General features: G+C 38.9%; 20 protein-coding genes and 1 riboswitch. Of the genes, 1 reads left to right on the top strand and 19 read right to left on the bottom strand.

Going from position 1 to position 16546, the window contains the following annotated elements; genetic code table 11:
- Window positions 1-10: 10 nt before the first annotated feature.
- A complete protein-coding gene (locus CEF19_RS16800) occupies window positions 11-1594 on the top strand; it encodes an MDR family MFS transporter (protein ID WP_100407119.1) in 1584 nt (527 codons plus the stop codon).
- A 57-nt stretch (window positions 1595-1651) separates the two neighbouring features.
- On the opposite strand, the gene CEF19_RS16795 is transcribed toward CEF19_RS16800, so the two are convergent.
- From CEF19_RS16795 to spoIIAA, 19 genes are all read right to left on the bottom strand, one after another.
- Window positions 1652-2122, bottom strand: coding sequence for an SMI1/KNR4 family protein (locus CEF19_RS16795; protein ID WP_100407118.1), 471 nt, complete (start codon window positions 2120-2122; stop codon window positions 1652-1654).
- On the bottom strand, window positions 2119-3174 hold the full coding sequence (locus tag CEF19_RS16790; RefSeq protein WP_227522016.1) for an FUSC family protein: 1056 nt from the start codon (window positions 3172-3174) through the stop codon (window positions 2119-2121). Before CEF19_RS16790 ends, CEF19_RS16795 begins: the two co-directional genes overlap by 4 nt.
- A 24-nt stretch (window positions 3175-3198) precedes the next feature.
- Entirely contained in the window at window positions 3199-4077 is an 879-nt protein-coding gene (gene rbsK, locus CEF19_RS16785; RefSeq protein WP_100407116.1) for a ribokinase, read from the bottom strand.
- 15 nt (window positions 4078-4092) lie between these two features.
- Window positions 4093-4953: an AEC family transporter gene (locus CEF19_RS16780; protein ID WP_157800987.1), complete on the bottom strand. Its 861-nt coding sequence runs from the start codon at window positions 4951-4953 to the stop codon at window positions 4093-4095.
- A gap of 168 nt (window positions 4954-5121) precedes the next feature.
- Window positions 5122-5343, bottom strand: coding sequence for a YdbC family protein (locus CEF19_RS16775; protein WP_100407114.1), 222 nt, complete (start codon window positions 5341-5343; stop codon window positions 5122-5124).
- Window positions 5344-5429: 86 nt separating this feature from the next.
- Window positions 5430-6290, bottom strand: coding sequence for an AraC family transcriptional regulator (locus CEF19_RS16770; RefSeq protein ID WP_100407113.1), 861 nt, complete (start codon window positions 6288-6290; stop codon window positions 5430-5432).
- Window positions 6291-6523: 233 nt separating this feature from the next.
- Window positions 6524-6958 carry a peptidylprolyl isomerase gene (locus tag CEF19_RS16765; protein ID WP_100407112.1) on the bottom strand — a complete coding sequence of 145 codons (435 nt, stop codon included), beginning with the start codon at window positions 6956-6958 and terminating at the stop codon, window positions 6524-6526.
- Window positions 6959-7180: 222 nt separating this feature from the next.
- Window positions 7181-8500 (bottom strand): diaminopimelate decarboxylase, encoded by a 1320-nt coding sequence (lysA, locus tag CEF19_RS16760; RefSeq protein ID WP_100407111.1) that lies wholly within the window; start codon window positions 8498-8500, stop codon window positions 7181-7183.
- Between the two features lie 135 nt (window positions 8501-8635).
- A riboswitch (Lysine riboswitch) is annotated at window positions 8636-8814 on the bottom strand.
- A 99-nt stretch (window positions 8815-8913) separates the two neighbouring features.
- The gene (locus CEF19_RS16755) at window positions 8914-10389 is read right to left on the bottom strand and encodes a spore germination protein (protein ID WP_100407110.1); all 1476 of its coding nucleotides are present in this window, start codon (window positions 10387-10389) and stop codon (window positions 8914-8916) included.
- The gene (locus CEF19_RS16750; RefSeq protein WP_319830080.1) at window positions 10373-10948 is read right to left on the bottom strand and encodes a stage V sporulation protein SpoVABEA; all 576 of its coding nucleotides are present in this window, start codon (window positions 10946-10948) and stop codon (window positions 10373-10375) included. Before CEF19_RS16750 ends, CEF19_RS16755 begins: the two co-directional genes overlap by 17 nt.
- Before the next feature lie 8 nt (window positions 10949-10956).
- Window positions 10957-11307, bottom strand: a complete 351-nt coding sequence (gene spoVAE, locus CEF19_RS16745; protein WP_100407108.1) for a stage V sporulation protein AE — start codon at window positions 11305-11307, stop codon at window positions 10957-10959.
- Between the two features lie 3 nt (window positions 11308-11310).
- A complete protein-coding gene (gene spoVAD / locus CEF19_RS16740; RefSeq protein ID WP_100407107.1) occupies window positions 11311-12318 on the bottom strand; it encodes a stage V sporulation protein AD in 1008 nt (335 codons plus the stop codon).
- 11 nt (window positions 12319-12329) lie between these two features.
- On the bottom strand, window positions 12330-12782 hold the full coding sequence (gene spoVAC / locus CEF19_RS16735) for a stage V sporulation protein AC (RefSeq protein WP_198510374.1): 453 nt from the start codon (window positions 12780-12782) through the stop codon (window positions 12330-12332).
- A gap of 17 nt (window positions 12783-12799) precedes the next feature.
- Window positions 12800-13219 carry a stage V sporulation protein AB gene (locus tag CEF19_RS16730; protein ID WP_100407105.1) on the bottom strand — a complete coding sequence of 140 codons (420 nt, stop codon included), beginning with the start codon at window positions 13217-13219 and terminating at the stop codon, window positions 12800-12802.
- Complete coding sequence (locus tag CEF19_RS16725; RefSeq protein WP_100408350.1) at window positions 13209-13817, bottom strand: stage V sporulation protein AA; 609 nt, start codon at window positions 13815-13817, stop codon at window positions 13209-13211. Before CEF19_RS16725 ends, CEF19_RS16730 begins: the two co-directional genes overlap by 11 nt.
- A gap of 133 nt (window positions 13818-13950) precedes the next feature.
- Window positions 13951-14682 carry a ZIP family metal transporter gene (locus CEF19_RS16720; RefSeq protein WP_100407104.1) on the bottom strand — a complete coding sequence of 244 codons (732 nt, stop codon included), beginning with the start codon at window positions 14680-14682 and terminating at the stop codon, window positions 13951-13953.
- 174 nt (window positions 14683-14856) lie between these two features.
- A complete protein-coding gene (gene sigF, locus CEF19_RS16715; protein ID WP_100407103.1) occupies window positions 14857-15624 on the bottom strand; it encodes an RNA polymerase sporulation sigma factor SigF in 768 nt (255 codons plus the stop codon).
- Window positions 15625-15638: 14 nt separating this feature from the next.
- Window positions 15639-16079 (bottom strand): anti-sigma F factor, encoded by a 441-nt coding sequence (spoIIAB, locus tag CEF19_RS16710; RefSeq protein WP_100407102.1) that lies wholly within the window; start codon window positions 16077-16079, stop codon window positions 15639-15641.
- Between the two features lies 1 nt (window position 16080).
- On the bottom strand, window positions 16081-16431 hold the full coding sequence (gene spoIIAA / locus CEF19_RS16705; protein ID WP_100407101.1) for an anti-sigma F factor antagonist: 351 nt from the start codon (window positions 16429-16431) through the stop codon (window positions 16081-16083).
- Window positions 16432-16546 lie beyond the last annotated feature (115 nt).

Raw genomic sequence — 16546 nt, 5'->3', positions numbered from 1 at the left:
GAGGTTAGTAATGGAACATTTAGAACAACGTCAGAAAGTTATTATTATGATTGCTGTTATGTCAGCAATGTTCTTTGCTGCAATTAATATGACAATTGTCGGGACTTCCTTACCAAAAATCATTTCACAGATTGGAGGAATGAACTATTTTGAATGGGTGTTTACGATTTACATGCTCACCTCGACAATTACAGCAATGCTCGTGGGTCGTCTATCAGATATTTATGGTAGAAAAGTTTTTATTTTAATTGGAATTGGAATATTTATGGTTGGGGCCTTTTTATGCGGAACGTCTAATACGATTATTCAGCTTATTATCTTTAGAGGACTTCAAGGTTTCGGAGGCGGAATGATTATGTCATCAGCGTTTACAACGGTTGGCGATTTATTTTCACCTCGTGAACGGGGACGCTGGCAAGGATTATTTGCAGGTGTGTTTGGTCTTTCCAGCTTATTTGGCCCAACGCTTGGTGGGTATATCGTGGATAACTTCGATTGGCATTGGGTATTCTGGATTTTCCTACCGATTGGTTTGTTTGCCTTTCTTTTAATTTGGAAGCTTTATCCTACTCATGTTAGTAAAGGTAAACAAGCGATTGATTATCTTGGTTCAATTGTTATAACCATTATTATCATTTCATTGCTTCTTGGGTTTTCGTGGGGAGGGAGTCACTACGACTGGCTGTCATTTGAAATCATTGGGTTGTTCTCGGTGACAATTATCGGCTTGGTTATATTTATCTTTGTTGAGAAACGTGCAAAAAATCCAGTCATTCCTTTGCATTTATTTAAAAATCCAATTTTCACCCTTTCCAATATCGCTGGGTTGTTTTTGGGAATGGGGATGTTCGGCGTTATTATGTATACACCATTTTTCGTGCAAGGGGTTCTTGGCCAAACAGCAACAGTTTCAGGCCTAGTTGAAATGGCTATGACCCTGACAATGGTTGCTTTTAGTGCAATTGGTGGCCAGTGGATTACGAAAACAGGAAAATATAAGTTATTAGCGGTGCTCGGTTTAGCCATTATGTCAATAGGGCTCTTCTTACACTCACTTCTACAACCAGACTCTTCGTTATTACGAATTATCCTCCAATTAATGCTGATTGGAGTCGGACTTGGAATGGCAATGCCTGTGTTCCAAGTTGTTGTTCAAAACTCTGTAAAACATAAATATTTAGGTGTTGCTACTTCTGTAATGCAAGTTTTTCGGCAAATAGGCGGAACCATTGGAGTCGCTATAATGGGCACGATTTTAGGACAATTAATGAGAACCCGGCTGTCTGAGATTAATGCACAACCTGCTTCAACAGAAGTTCCCGATGAATTCTCTAATCGACTCTTGGAATTACAAGATCCTCAACTTCTTATGGATTTAGAACAAATCGACAAAGTACGATCAAGCTTTCCAGAAGAGATGAGAACCTTATTTGATCAATTTATTGGGCTCATGCGTGACGCTCTCAATTTCTCACTAACCGGTGTCTTTTTATTTAGTGCGATTGTGGTCGCTCTTGCCGTAGTTATTACTCTTTTCATTAAAGAAATCCCTCTTCGCACAACAAACCGTGAGGAAGAAGATGCACCAAAATAAACAATGATAGGAAATGGGTATCTGAGGCTAATCTAGCCATTCAGATACCCATTTCACCTATTTCATAAAAATCTTCGTTAAGAGTTCAGCAAAGCTTGTTGCAATGTGATATTCTTGCCAGCTGCTATCACCCGTGTCAGTGACTATCTGCTGCCAGTATACAACAGCCGGTTCTTCATTATTTCGGTAATCAAGTACTAACCATGTGTCAAAATCACCTGCTATTAAAACCATATTTGCTGGAAGGGCTGATTCTTCTAGAAAAATAGGGGACAACCCTACCCCTGCTTCCAATTCTAACTCTTGAAAGTAAGGGATCCACACCACATCTCCGTCTTCAAACGGAATATATCCATAGGTAAGAGTACCACCATTTTGTTGTTTCATTAAGTCAATATATTCATTAGGTAGCTTCACAGAGAGACTTTCCTCTATTTGAGCAATATGCTTATCCGTCAGTTTACTTCCTGGCTTGTATTCAGATGGAGAACTCCAAAATTTCGTCCCCTCATAAAATAATAAACTCATGCTTCACCTCTTTCTAATCGATGTCTTGCCATATGCTCTAACTCTTCTAGGCCATCATGGACAGAGAGTAAAACGAATAATGTAATCGTTGAAGGTGTGAAATGATGATGATATTTTTTCTTTAATTCTTTATGTATTCGTTCATGTGTATCCCAAAATAACTTGTCCAAAATACTTATCTTTTGAACATGTTCCTCTGTTAGCTGATGGCGAGAATCCTTCATGGAGTTAGAAATTGATTCGGCAATTTCTAGGAGAGACTCTCTTTCAGATGATGTGAACATTTGGACTTCTTTTGTAATCGAGAATAAATTCCCTAAATAATAATGAATTTGTTGTAAGTGTTCTAATTTCTTGTATTCGTAAAAGAAAGCCCTCATCTCTTTCGTTGTGTGCCGGTGAAATTTCCATTCATCCTTCTGATAATCACATAATTGAAAAGACTTTTTTAGTTCATTTGTTAAATGACGATGCTTTTTCTGTGACTCTTTAGAGTTCGTTTTATTTTCAAGTAGCAGTTCTTGACAACGGCGGACAAGCAAGTCCGCTGTCTCTTGATAAAGTTGGTCATTTCTCGTTTTGATTTGCTCCGAAAACCTTGCTGGAAGAATAATAATGTTCACAAGCGTTGAGACAACAAGTCCAATAATGGTTGTACTCGTTCTTTCTATAAAAGCAAGAAAATAATAATCATGAGTAACAGGAATCATCATAATTGCTGTTAACGTGGCAATTAAAGTCCCCGCTTCTAACTTTAATTTATTACATACATAAATAGTACAAACCGCTGCTAATGTATACGTCAATGGCTCATGACCAAAAAAATAAGTGAACGTCATGGAAAGACTCGCCCCAATAAGTGCTGCCGGAAAACGAACCCTTCCTTTTTTTATAGAATCGGCTGCTGTTGGTTCGATTGTCACAATGGCTATAATTGCTGCAAAGACCATCGGCAGATTTAAGAGATAACAAAGACTTGTTGTGAGTAAAACTGCAATACCTGTTTTCAAAAGCCTACCACCAAAAATTTTAAACCTTCTAACATATTTCATACCCATCACCCTAGATTAGCATAGTCATTGTCGTTCTAGAAATTGCGTTAATTCTTCTCTCATCGGCATCCCACTTTGTGCGCCTAATTTTGTAACAGCTAATGCTCCAGCCGCAACTGCAAATTGGCAAGCCTCATCGAGCTTTCGACCTTCTGATAAAGCTACAGCCAAAGCGCCGTTAAAGGAATCTCCTGCCCCTGTTGAGTCAACAAGGTCAACCGAAAAACTATCTACCTTTATCCATTGATTGTCTCTCCAAAAGGATGCACCTTTTTTCCCCATTGTTGTAATAAGTTTCTCTCGATGTTTTCCACCAGTTAGTTCTTCCAACTCTTTAGCTTCTGTTTCATTCGGTGTTATATAGGAAATTTGTTGAAGCAACGTCTCGGATAATAATTGCATTGGTGCCGGATTTAAGATGACTGGCACTTTATGCTTTGTTGCCAATTGAACCGTAACTTCAACAGCTGAAATCGGTATTTCTAGCTGGACTAACACGATATCACTTCCTGCAATCTCCTTTTCAAACTTAGTTACATACTCAGGTGTAACCTCTGTATTTGCTCCAGGTACAACAATGATGCTATTATCTCCCTCTGATACAATGATTGAAGCAATACCCGTACCCTTATCCTTTAGTGGGAAAGAGTTTGATAGCTTAACCCCTTCCTTTTCAAGGTGTTGTGTTAATAATGCACCAAACGAGTCATCCCCGACACGCCCAATGAGCGTGACTTCAGCGCCTAATCTAGCCGCCGCTACCGCTTGATTTGCTCCTTTTCCACCGGGAATCATTGAAAAGTTGTTTCCTAGAACGGTTTCGCCAACTTTTGGCCGTACCTGTGTCGTTGTTACTAAATCCATATTAATGCTTCCGACAATGGTTATTTTAGGTCTTTTCAATCGCCTTTCCCCTTTCTAAAATAAATTTACAATAACATACAGTAGCGGTAAAACTACTATTAATAATCCAGTATTAATTAACCAGCTTGAATTAGCCAAATCGACATCGAGCTTAAATAATTGAGGTGGTAATAAGGAAGTAACCGCAGGAGGCATCGATGACAAAATTAAGACCACACCCAAGACCATCCCATTATGTAAATTTCCAACACCTGCAAAGTATGCAATGGTCGTAATTGTAAGCGGGACAAAGAAAAATTTAATAGTAGAAACAATAAAGCTTTCTTTCAAATAACCACGTACCGACTTAAATTTCATTGCAAAACCGACTGGCACAACAAGTAGAAAAGAAGAGAGTGGCACAAGCACAGCGTTTAATGTTCCATAAAATTCAGGACGGTTCCAACCTGACATATTTAAACAACCACCGATTACAATAGCTGAGAAGGTTATCATAATAAATGGATCGGTCAATATTTTCATAGCAGCTGTTTTTTTCTCTTCCGTTTTTACCGTTTCTCCGTATGCTCGTGCTATCGGAAAGGCAACTGTATAATAAATCAGCTCTTCAAATAGTCGAAACAATGCAGCATAAGCTAAGCTAGCTTCTCCAAAGAACAAAAAACAAAATAAAGTGCCAAAGCTCCCTATGTTAATAAAAGCACCTGTTACAAACATGGAACCGGTTTGAGCACGGTTCATTTTTAGTGTTTTTGCTGCTGCGATGCCCAAAGCTCCACCCAACATCAACGTACAAACACCCAAAATCGGTAAATAAATCAAACTTTTATCTGTCAATTGTACAAACCAAAAAGCACCGATTAAGACAATCGGATTTAAGCCAAGTAATACGAGACGTATCGTATACTTTAACACTCGGTCAATCGGCCAAGAAGACGGTAATCGATGTGTGTCAACAAACCACCTTATGCATTTCCCTAGCGACAACCCAATAATAATAATTCCAAGCGCATACGCAAAAGTACCGATTTTAACTCTCCTCCTGTATTAATTAGATAGTTCTTCCACTAGTTTGAGGAAAGTTTATAGTTCAATCTGATTTAATAATTCTTTTAGCTTGATCATTTCATCCTTTGTCAGCGTAACCCCTTTGCCCATTTTTTCATGGTCAGGACCCCAATCTCTTAAATCAAATTTAGGCTCTCGTCCATTCCAGCTTACGAGATTTAATTCTTTACGCCATCCTTTTTGATTTTCTGAAATCATGCCAAGGCTTTCACTAATTTCATACTTTATATCTGCCACTTTAGTTCCCCCCTTATCTAACTTCTTCTCTACCTATCATACACTATTTTTCGCTTCTCATTAGAAAAAGACTAGTTTTCTACCAACTAGCCTTTGCTAATATAAGGTAATGCTTTTACACTTTTCATCATCATCATTTCACGATATGCCCGAGGTGGAAAACCTGTTTTTGCTTTGAATTTTCTTGAGAAGTAGGTTAACTCCATGCCAATATGATCAGCAATTTGAGAAACGCTTAAGTCACACATCATTAACATTTTTTCTGCTCTTTCAAACCGTTGGTGATTAATGTATTGAATCGGTGAATACCCCGTGCAATTCTTAAATACTTTTATAAAATAATTAGGATGAAAATTTAACATACTTGATAAATGTTCAACTGATAAATTTTCAGCAAGATGCTCATCAATATATTTTAAAATCGTATTTATCTTTTCAATCGATGGTGCTGAAACAAAGTTCATATCAGACCGTTTCTCCTTTATAAATATTGAGAGAAATTCTAAAAGAATGGCCTGAGCAAGAAATTCACTATAAATCTCTTCACTTTTTGAATAGTCTACGAGACTTCTAAACTTAGTAGCAAAGGCTTCTTTTTCTGTTATATGTATAAAGAGTGGCGCATCAATGAGTTGTAGTAAATGAAGCTCTCCAATTTTCGCACTAAAATGACACCAATATTTCTCAAACGTGTGATCCTTTACTGTACCGAATGATTGGGTCGTTCCTGCTGGTAGTAAAAACAAATCCCCAGGCTTTGGTTCGTAAACCCTTTCATTTATTTGAATAAATCCTTCTCCACCAGTAAAAAAGTAAAATTTATTAAAATGAGGCTTGAAATTTTTACCTGACCAAGCACTCGTGACTTTTGTATATTCTGCAATTTTTAAATCAAGACGAGTATTTCCAATATATTTCTTCCAAAAGCTTGCTTTATTAATGTCCAACTGTCATCATCTCTTTTCGTGATTGAATCTTACCATTAATATATACAATAAAAATTAAGTGATTCCTTTATTATTATAAATTAATTTTATATAAAATTGCTACTTACAAAGAGGCACTCACTCTCATTCAAAGCAACCTGGTTTCATCTCGTGGTCCCTACCTAAAACATGGACGTTTGGAACAGACACTATAAACAAAAAAAGCTAACATAGTTAGCTTTTTTGAATAACTCTTATTCTTCCCATACCTTTACTTCTTGCATGATATCACCTTGTTTAATGCGTTTTACACTATCAAGGCCTTCAATAACTTGTCCGAAGACTGTGTGCACACCATCAAGATGTGGCTGTGGGTCATGAACGACAAAGAATTGACTTCCACCAGTGTCCTTACCTGCATGAGCCATTGATAGTGCTCCTTCAACATGCTTATGTGGGTTTCCTTCTGTTTCACATTTAATTGTGTAACCAGGACCACCTGTTCCGTTTCCTACTGGACATCCCCCTTGAGCAACAAACCCTGGAATGACCCGATGAAACGTTAAGCCATTGTAATACCCTTCATTCGCAAGTTTCTCGAAATTCTCAACGGTTTTTGGAGCTACCTCAGGAAAAAACTCGATAACAAGTTTTTCCCCATTTTCAAAAGAAATACTACCTTTTTTCATATGTAAAACCTCCATTCGAAATCATACGCTTTATTTTACACCATTCTGCTCATAAAGTGAAATCATGTCCCATATAAAATGATAAGAAAAACGTCTGACCACCAAATCTTATTACATTGGTCAATTTTCTGTCAACTATCTAAGTTATAAACGACCAAAAGAAGGTGTCCGAAAAGAAACTCTTCTCAGACACCCCTGAACGAATGTAATTACACTTCTGAATTATTGATTTACCTTTTTTACCAATGGAACATCAAGGCGTACCAGGTCTTCATAGCGTTCCCGCTTAACAACCAAGTGTGCTTCACCGTCTTCAACAAACACGATCGCAGGACGCGGAATACGGTTATAGTTATTTGCCATCGCATAGCCGTATGCACCTGTACAGAAGACTGCTAGAATGTCTTTATGCTTAGCCTTTGGCAAAGGTAAATCCCAAATAAGCATATCGCCACTTTCACAACATTTCCCTGCAATCGAGAACGTTTCGGTTGCCTGTTCATTTGCTCGATTTGCTAAAATCCCTTCATATTCTGCTTGATATAATGACGGCCGTAAATTATCACTCATGCCCCCATCTACAGCTAAGTAATGACGAACATTTGGAATATCTTTATTTGATCCAATTGTATAAAGTGTTGTACCCGCATCTCCTACTAAAGAGCGCCCAGGCTCAATCCAGATTTCTGGCATTGTCATTTCATAAGCTGCAGCCTTCTCCTTAACAACCTGAACCATTTTCTTTACATACTCCCCTACCGGAAGTGGCGTATCCCCATCAATATAACGAATCCCAAAACCTCCACCAAGGTTAATTACTTTCGGAGAAAAGCTAAGCTTGTTACGCCATTCAAGAACATACTCAAAAATTTTCTCAACAGCCATGACAAAGCCAGTCGTTTCAAAAATTTGGGAACCGATATGACTATGAATCCCAAGCAGTTCAATATGAGTATCTGCCAACGCACGTCTGATTGCCTCATTTACTTGACCACTCGTCAAATCAAAGCCAAACTTTGAATCCTCTTGTCCTGTTGAAATATAATCATGAGTATGAGCTTCAACTCCAGGAGTAATACGTAGAAGGATATCCATTTTCTTATTCTTAACTCCGCAAATTCGACCAAGCTCTTGTAACTCATAGAAGTTATCAACAACGATACAGCCAATCCCGGCATCAACGGCCATTTCAAGCTCTTCTAAACTCTTATTGTTTCCGTGAAAATGAATTTTTCCCATTGGTACACCGGCCTGTATTGCCGTGTACAGCTCGCCACCAGAGACAACATCAAGGCTTAAACCAAGTTCATTCGCTAGCTGAAACATCGCAACACAACTAAATGCCTTGCTCGCATATGCTACTTGGTAAGGGACTTGCTCCTCTTCAAAGGCTTGTCGAAATTGCTGTGCTCTCTCTTTTATTAAAGACACATCATAAACAAATAACGGGGTCCCAAATTCACTAGCAAGCGAAGTTGTATCTACTCCGCCAATTTCCAAGTGATCATTTTCATTTATTTGACTTGTTCCATGCAAAAACATTAGAGTCATCTCTCCTTTTCCATTCTCACTATCAAGAAAAGCTGCATGGGAAAGCAGCTTTATCCAATCTCTATTAAAAAAACAGCTAATGTCGTTACACTAGCTGCAGCAAATTCGCGCAAGGGTAACCTCATCGGAAAGAATAGTCCTCCACTGACCTCTGCCAGTGACAGTTCGTTCCTTCTTCAGCAACGACCCAGCATCCGTTGTGTGAGAGCAACCAGAAATGCTTCGGCAAATTGACCTTTCCATTTTGTTCCTAGCTCCCCCAGCTCCCAAAATGTACTGATTCGTTTTGCACCTCTACCCCATTTTACATGAGGGTTGTATAATTATCGTTTATTACTTTACCATAATCTCACCCAAGCTTCAACAGTAAAAGCCATCGCTACATTAAGCGATGGCTGGGGGTTTTACTCAGGTTGCCTAATAGGGTCCTGTGGGTCAACAATACTCGGTCGCCATCTCACTGAAGGAACCGTTGAGCGTATAAGGATTTGCCACATAGCGGGTGGATCAAAAGGTAAAAACGGCCATAAATATGGTTTGTTAAATGCCTTTATCGAAGTAAGCAAAATAAAGAATAAGGTTAACCCTAAGATAAAACCAGGTGCTTTAAATGTAGCCACCACCACCAACAACAGAAGTCTAATTACCCTTAATCCTACCCCCAGTTCATAACTTGGGGTGGCAAACATTCCAATCGCACCAAGAGCCACATACAATATAACCTCTGGAGTGACATAGCCAACTTGAATCGCAATTTCCCCAATTAATAGTGCAGCGACTAAGCCGAGAGCTGTTGCTAGAGGAGATGGTGTATGAATGGCCGCCATCCTCAATAATTCGATTCCTACCTCTGCAAATAAAATTTGTAAAAACACGGGTATATTGGTTGTTTCTTCCGGACCAATAAAATCAAGACCTGCAGGTAGTAATGTTGGTTGCATGACGAGAAGTAACCAAAAAGGTAGGATGAGTAACGAAAATAATATTCCTAGAAATCTGATCCAACGAATAAACGTACCAATCGCAGGCGCTTGACGATACTCCTCTGCATGTTGAACATGATGAAAAATCGTTGTTGGTGCAATAATCACACTTGGGGATGTATCAACCATTATTAATATATGTCCCTCTAAGAGGTGCGTGGCGGCAACGTCTGGTCGCTCTGTATAACGTACGAGAGGAAGCGGGTTCGCTCTTTGTTTCACGACATATTCTTCAACAATTTTATCCGCCATCGTTAAACCATCTATGTGTATGGAGTCTAATTCTTTTTTTATAACTTCGACAAGATCAGGATCTGCTATGCCCTCAATATAAGCAATACAAATATCTGTTTTGGAACGTTCTCCGACTTTTATGATTTCATGCCTCAAACGCTCATCACGTATGCGACGACGAGTTAAGGCTGTATTTAAAATAATGTTTTCCGTATAGCCATCCCGTGCTCCACGAACCACACGCTCTGTATCCGGTTCCTCTGGTCCTCTACCAGGATAACTTCTCACATCAACAACAAAGGCTTCATTCTCACCATCAACTAAAATAAATACAAGCCCAGAAAGCATTTCCGTGATAGCTTTATTCATATCATCAGTTGTTTCAACCTGAACATTAACTAGATGATTTTCAATTGTTTGCCTTGTATTTAAAGAAGATGTTTTTCCTACACGACCATGTAAATTTAATAATTCTCTGATGAGATCAATAATATATTTATCATCACATAAACCATTTACAAAATATATTTGAACCTCATGGTCAAGTATTTTTAACTTGCGTACACCAACATCAAATGACGTTCCAAAACCAAGTCTTTTTTTGATTCGCTCTTCATTTTCTATGATATCACGAGAAAAGGGTTCTTTAGTTTCCTTGTACATGGTATCTACTCCTTTCTAATATAAGCTCTATTGCCTTTTTGGTAATTGGCGCCCCTTTCTTCAGAGTATCAAGACCTGCCATTTTTCCAATATCACCGACCCCTACCACAAAAGGGAGATTTAGTTCATCTAAAATATAAACAGTATCTCCATTTATTCTGCCAATTTCCAAATCAGGTAATCCGCTCTTATCTACTCCAAATTCTGTTAAATGTCCATATCGGTCAAGACTAATATCAACATGAGTCCACTCCGTCGAATGGGTTGATGAAGCAACCGCAATCGCTCCGATTACTTCAATATCAGCATGTTCAGCGACATATCTCATGGCCATTTCACCAGTTCCTTCATTTCTAGATCCGCAGTCATCAAACATAACAAGGACGGGATCATAAGGAGTCTTAAGAATAAGAGAAACAATTTCTTCACCATTTAATTGTGTAGGATTTCCCCAAGATTGCGTAATACAACGTCCTCCAATTTCTTTTGCAGCATGTTCGACCGCTTTTTTAGCAGACTCGTCACCATCTGTCACGAGAATGACCTTCCGTTTAGTCATCACACCTTTCACCCCTTTGGTTTAAAAAATAATGCGACTAAAAAACTAAATAAAATCGTCGAAGAAATCCCAACGGAGGTAACCTCAAATACCCCCATACCCACTCCTAAAAAACCAAAGCGTTCTCCTTCTGCTATTGCCCCGTGAACGAGAGAATGTCCAAAACTCGTAATCGGAACAGTTGCCCCAGCGCCTGCAAAATCAATGAGTCGGTCATATAAATGAAAACCATCAAGCAAAGCCCCAGCAACAACTAAAGTACTAAGAGTATGGGTTGGTGAGAGTTTGCCAAGATCTAGTAGTAATTGACCAACAATACAAATTGCTCCACCGACAACAAACGCAATGATGTAATCCATTCGCTAACCTCCTGCTTCGAAACTTACCGCGTGAGCAATACAAGGAATCGATTCTTTTTGTTGGATCATTAGTGGGCTAAGAAGAGCGCCGGTCGCTACGACAAGTAACTTTTTAATTTTCCCTTGCTCCATTTCCTTCATTAAATGTCCGTATGTAACAACGGCTGAACATGCAGGTCCACTACCTCCCGAAAATACAGGCTGATTTGGGTGGTAGAGCATTACCCCGCAATCCTCATAATTATTTTTAAACACAATCCCCTTCTCTTGAAGAAGCTTACGAACAATTCCACTTCCTACTCGAGACAAGTCTCCTGTCACAATAAAATCGTAATACATGGCATCACGACCGGTCTCATTTAAATGAGCCTGTATCGTTTGAGCCGCGGCTGGAGCCATTGCCTCGCCCATCTGAAAAGGGTTTGAGATGCCCATATCAACCACTTTTCCTATTGTCGCTTCATTTATAGCTACTTTAGCAGGGGATGTGCCAATTAATATTGAACCAGCACCTGTAACTGTATAGGTAGAAGAATCAGGTCGTTGTCCTCCAAATTCGGTTGGATATCTAAATTGCCTCTCAGCCGTTGCATTATGACTACTCGTTGCTGCTAGAACCAAATCACCGTAGCCTCCGTCAATCATCATCGCCCCGAGAGCTAACGTTTCCATTGATGTAGCGCACGCTGAAAACATCCCTAAAAATGGCACTTCCATCGCCCGTGCAACATAATTCGAAGTCACCGTTTGATTAAGTAAATCACCAGCTAAGAAAAAATCAATATCGTTCCTTTGCCGCTTTTTCTTTTTTAAGCAAATTTCAATCGAATCCATCATAAGCCTTCTTTCAGCAAGCTCCCAATTATCTTCACCACAATAAAGATTGTCATAGACTTGATCAAAACTATTAGATAATGGTCCTTTAGATTCAAGTGGGCCAACGACCGTACCAGTCGCTTGAACATAAACAGGATTCGAAAATTTCCATGTTTGTTTACCTAATCGCTTCACCGCTATGCCCCCTACTGAATTATCATTTTAATTAACAACCGAGTTAAACTTACAAGATAAGCAGATAGAACACCAAAAGCAATAACAGCCCCCGTTAATTTAAACATATTTGCACCAATCCCAAACACAAGCCCCTCACTGCGGTGCTCTAAAGCTGCACTAGTCATCGCATTCGAAAATCCCGTGACAGGGACAAGAGAGCCAGCTCCGGCAAACTGACCGATCCGGTCGTATACACCAAATCCAGTTAATAGAGCTGCGATTAAGATAAGCGTAGCCAGAGTTGGACTCATTGCTTCTTTTTGTGACATTGGAAAATACGTTATATAAAAATTATTAATAAATTGTCCAATTGCACAAATGGCACCCCCAACTAAAAACGCTTTTAAACAATTTTTCACAACATGACGTTTTGGTTGGTAAAGTCCGATGTTTTTTTGATATTGTTTTTGCTCATCTGTCAGCACACTCCCAAGCCTCCTTAGTCAACAAAATAAAGCCATTGAAACAGGGACCCTATTATCTTTCCAAAAACAATGGCCATCAACAAGGTAATCATACGCTCTGCAATACCTACTCTTTTTGCAAGTATAGGCAACACATTTAAAACCTCTGTTAGCGCAGCTGCAAGCATTCCTATAAACATCCCCGCAGCTAAACCAATCGGAATGGTGAGTAATGCAGACCATTTCAATTCATAGTTATAGAAGCTTGACCACGTACCAAATTGCACTCCGATAATAAGCGCCCATTCATAGAAATGAATATATCGCTGTGTTCGTGTAAGTTGCGTCAACCTTGGAACGATACCTAACATTGTTAAAAATGCAACAAGTCCACTACCTACAGCTAGCCCTCCACTTAGCCCAAGAAATATCACAAAGAGTGATTCAATCACCATCTACTTTTTTAAAGCTCTCTTTGTTTTCATGAAGGCTGACATACTGATCAATATTCTGCTGGTAATTAAACATTTCTAACTCAAGTGGACTTGGCTCCTCATTAATTCTTTTTCTAAATAGATGATTAAAAAATAAAATCATCCCTAAGCCCAGGCCAATTGAATACGGCACTTGAAGCATTAGTGGTTTTGCAAATTCATTTCCTGTAATCATCTGAAAAATGCGCATGTGAACGGCTTGCATGCTAACATCTTCATGAAAATTCATAATCGCTAACCCTGCCCCAATAAATAGCAAAAACCAGACAAAGGCCACATACACAGGCCCCATACGGTGTTTTTTGGCTTCTACTCTAATGATGGTTTGAGGTGGTCCGACCGTTTGAATATCTAAAGTAGGTTGAAATAAACGAATGATCGCAATTACCGTCATGACATCCACGATAATGACATTGTTATCCTTTGGAGTAATGTCATGAAGAACTGCCTCTGTAATACGATCACGTATTGAATCATCAGCAATCACTTGTGCCACATCACCAATAAGAATACGTTGTCCATTTTTTGCTGTGACTCTATGTCTCAATCGAATGTACATGACCTCATCTGGCACGTTCTTCGCCACCTTTCGTGAGTCTCATTACGATGTAGTATGGTTGATATTGGTCAATTTCATTCAAGCTTTACTATTTCACTGTATAAAAAAAGAACTCAGGCTAGGCAAGAGTTCTTTAACCAAATATATGACTAATATAAAGCATAATAATTAAACCGATAATAAAAGAATAGGTGGATTCTCTTTCAAAGCCGTGTCCATGACTTTCAGGAATTAACTCCTTGTAGACGATAAACATCATCGCACCTGCTGCAAAAGCAAGACCGTAGCCAATAAGCGGTTCCACATAGCTTGCCGCAAAAAATCCTATGACCGCTGCCACAACTTCAACAAGAGCCGTTAAGGAGACAATGAAAAATGATTTTAATTTGCTGACATTCGAATTAATTAGGAAAACAGCGAGAATTAGCCCTTCTGGCATATTCTGAGCTCCAATAGCAATCGCGACAATTGGACCAAGGTTCTCATTTTGACTTGCATAACTAAACCCCATACTCATTCCCTCTGGAATATTATGAATAAATAAAGCGATAATAACCAATAATGATTTCGAGTCAAAATATGCAATTCCAGACTCATTTTCAACATCAATATGCGGAATATTTTTTTCAATTATATCTAAGACGATGACCCCAATTAATAATCCAATCGTTAACACTAGGATCCCTGACTCTGCTAGTGCTTGTGGCATCAAACCAAACGTTGAGGCGGAAACCATAATGCCTGCGGTAAATGCCACTAAAATATCCTTCCATTTTTCTGATAATTCTTTAACTAGAAATAGGGGAACAGCCCCTATAACTGTAGCCATTGCTGCAAGAAAACTACCTACTAATGCTTCCGTCATTATCATTACCCCTCAAAGATTTTGCTTTATAAATAAATCATCATGGATTGAAGTTAGATTAAATCTATTCTAAAGTCAATATTATTTTATGTCTAAGACGACAGATTCATTATTAAATTAGTGATTTTTAATAAAAAAAACAGTCCAGTTTATCACTGGACTGTGATGGTGCAATTATTGCTCTTCCATTTCCTGCTTCATATGTTCGAGAATCTTCTTTTCAAGTCGGGATACTTGTACTTGTGAAATTCCCAGTCGAGTGGCCACCTCAGATTGGGTTTGATCCTTATAGTAACGCAAGTAAACGATTAGGCGTTCTCGCTCATCCAAATCACGAATCGCTTCTTTTAAAGCAATTTTATCAAACCATTTTGTTTCTGTTTGATCCGCTATTTGGTCAAGGAGCGTAATCGGATCACCATCATTTTCATAGACTGTTTCGTGAATAGAAGACAATGAACGACTGGCCTCTCCGGCAAATACAACTTCTTCAGGAGTAATCTCCAGTTGTTCGGCTAGCTCATTAATGGTCGGAACACGTCCTAATGATTTCGTTAAATCATCTTTCATTTTACGAATCTTATTTCCTAGCTCTTTAATCGAGCGACTTACCTTCACTGTGCCATCATCTCGGAGGAATCGCTGGATTTCACCGATAATCATTGGGACTGCATATGTTGAAAATTTGACATCGTAAGTCAAATCAAACTTATCAACTGATTTAATTAGTCCAATACAGCCAATTTGGAATAAATCATCCGCTTCATAGCCTCGATTCATAAAACGTTGAACCACCGACCAAACTAGGCGTGTGTTTCGATTTACGATTAAATCCCTAGCTTCCATATCACCTGTTTGACTTCTAGCTATTAATTCTTTCACTTCACGATCGGAAAAATGGGCTTTTTTCCTTTGAGTTCCTGGTTTAACCTCTACATCCATATAGGCAGAACCCCTTAATTACAAATCGCTTTGTTATTTGTTAGGTGTTTTTTTAAATACACCGTCGTTCCAATCATCGGCTCAGAGATCACTTTAATCTCATCCATGAAATTCTCCATAATCGTAAAGCCCATTCCCGAACGTTCAAGTTCAGGTTTTGTTGTATAGAGAGGTTGGCGAGCCTCTTCGATATCGGAAATTCCCATTCCTTCATCACGGATGGTTAATTCAATAATTCCCTCTGTAATGGTTACATGGATATACACCATACCATCAGGCTTGTTATGGTATCCATGAATAATTGAGTTCGTCACCGCTTCTGAGACGACGGTTTTGATTTCTGTCATTTCATCCATAGTTGGGTCTAACTGAGCAATAAATGATCCTACTGTTACACGAGCAAATGATTCATTCTGACTTAATGCTGTAAATTTTAAATCCATCATATTTTGCATGTTAGGCCACCCCCAACGTTTGCAGAGCGAATTGTTCACTTTCCTCTAACCGAATAATTTTAAACAATCCTGACATTTCAAATAATCGTTTAACAGCAGGAGAAATAGCACATACAACCATCTCCCCTCCGTTTCCTTTTATCTGCTTATATCTTCCTAATATCACACCTAGACCAGAACTATCCATAAACGATAACTGCTCTAGATTTAGCAAAATATGCAAAATATCAGCATCTGCAAGATGGGCTTCAATTTTTCCTCTAAGCTCTTCAGCGGTGTGGTGGTCTAATTCACCCTCTAAACGAACGAGCAATACACTTCCTTTTCGCTCTAAATCGATGAGTAAACTCACATTCTTCACTCCCTCTAGGTAAGTTTCACAGGTTCCCCTGCTTTTCTTGATAGAGAGAGTTTCGCCTTTTAGCTGTGAGTTCCCTGCCCGGTGACAAAACTAGTGCTCTTTCTCA

Source organism: Bacillus solitudinis (assembly GCF_002797395.1).
GTDB lineage: Bacteria > Bacillota > Bacilli > Bacillales > Bacillaceae_D > Halalkalibacter_A > Halalkalibacter_A solitudinis.
The sequence above is the reverse complement of the archived record's forward strand: the minus strand, read 5'-3'. Positions and strand labels throughout refer to the sequence as shown.

Bases quoted from the DNA above. Each gene is read 5' to 3' on its own strand.
- CEF19_RS16800 (WP_100407119.1), top strand. From the start codon at position 11: ATGGAACATTTAGAACAACGTCAGAAAGTTATTATTATGATTGCTGTT.
- CEF19_RS16795 (WP_100407118.1), bottom strand. From the start codon at position 2,122: ATGAGTTTATTATTTTATGAGGGGACGAAATTTTGGAGTTCTCCATCT.
- CEF19_RS16790 (WP_227522016.1), bottom strand. From the start codon at position 3,174: ATGAAATATGTTAGAAGGTTTAAAATTTTTGGTGGTAGGCTTTTGAAA.
- CEF19_RS16765 (WP_100407112.1), bottom strand. From the start codon at position 6,958: ATGAAAAAAGGTAGTATTTCTTTTGAAAATGGGGAAAAACTTGTTATC.
- lysA (WP_100407111.1), bottom strand. From the start codon at position 8,500: ATGTTTTTGCATGGAACAAGTCAAATAAATGAAAATGATCACTTGGAA.
- CEF19_RS16755 (WP_100407110.1), bottom strand. From the start codon at position 10,389: ATGTACAAGGAAACTAAAGAACCCTTTTCTCGTGATATCATAGAAAAT.
- CEF19_RS16750 (WP_319830080.1), bottom strand. From the start codon at position 10,948: ATGACTAAACGGAAGGTCATTCTCGTGACAGATGGTGACGAGTCTGCT.
- spoVAE (WP_100407108.1), bottom strand. From the start codon at position 11,307: ATGGATTACATCATTGCGTTTGTTGTCGGTGGAGCAATTTGTATTGTT.
- CEF19_RS16730 (WP_100407105.1), bottom strand. From the start codon at position 13,219: ATGGTGATTGAATCACTCTTTGTGATATTTCTTGGGCTAAGTGGAGGG.
- CEF19_RS16725 (WP_100408350.1), bottom strand. From the start codon at position 13,817: ATGTACATTCGATTGAGACATAGAGTCACAGCAAAAAATGGACAACGT.
- CEF19_RS16720 (WP_100407104.1), bottom strand. From the start codon at position 14,682: ATGACGGAAGCATTAGTAGGTAGTTTTCTTGCAGCAATGGCTACAGTT.
- sigF (WP_100407103.1), bottom strand. From the start codon at position 15,624: ATGGATGTAGAGGTTAAACCAGGAACTCAAAGGAAAAAAGCCCATTTT.
- spoIIAB (WP_100407102.1), bottom strand. From the start codon at position 16,079: ATGCAAAATATGATGGATTTAAAATTTACAGCATTAAGTCAGAATGAA.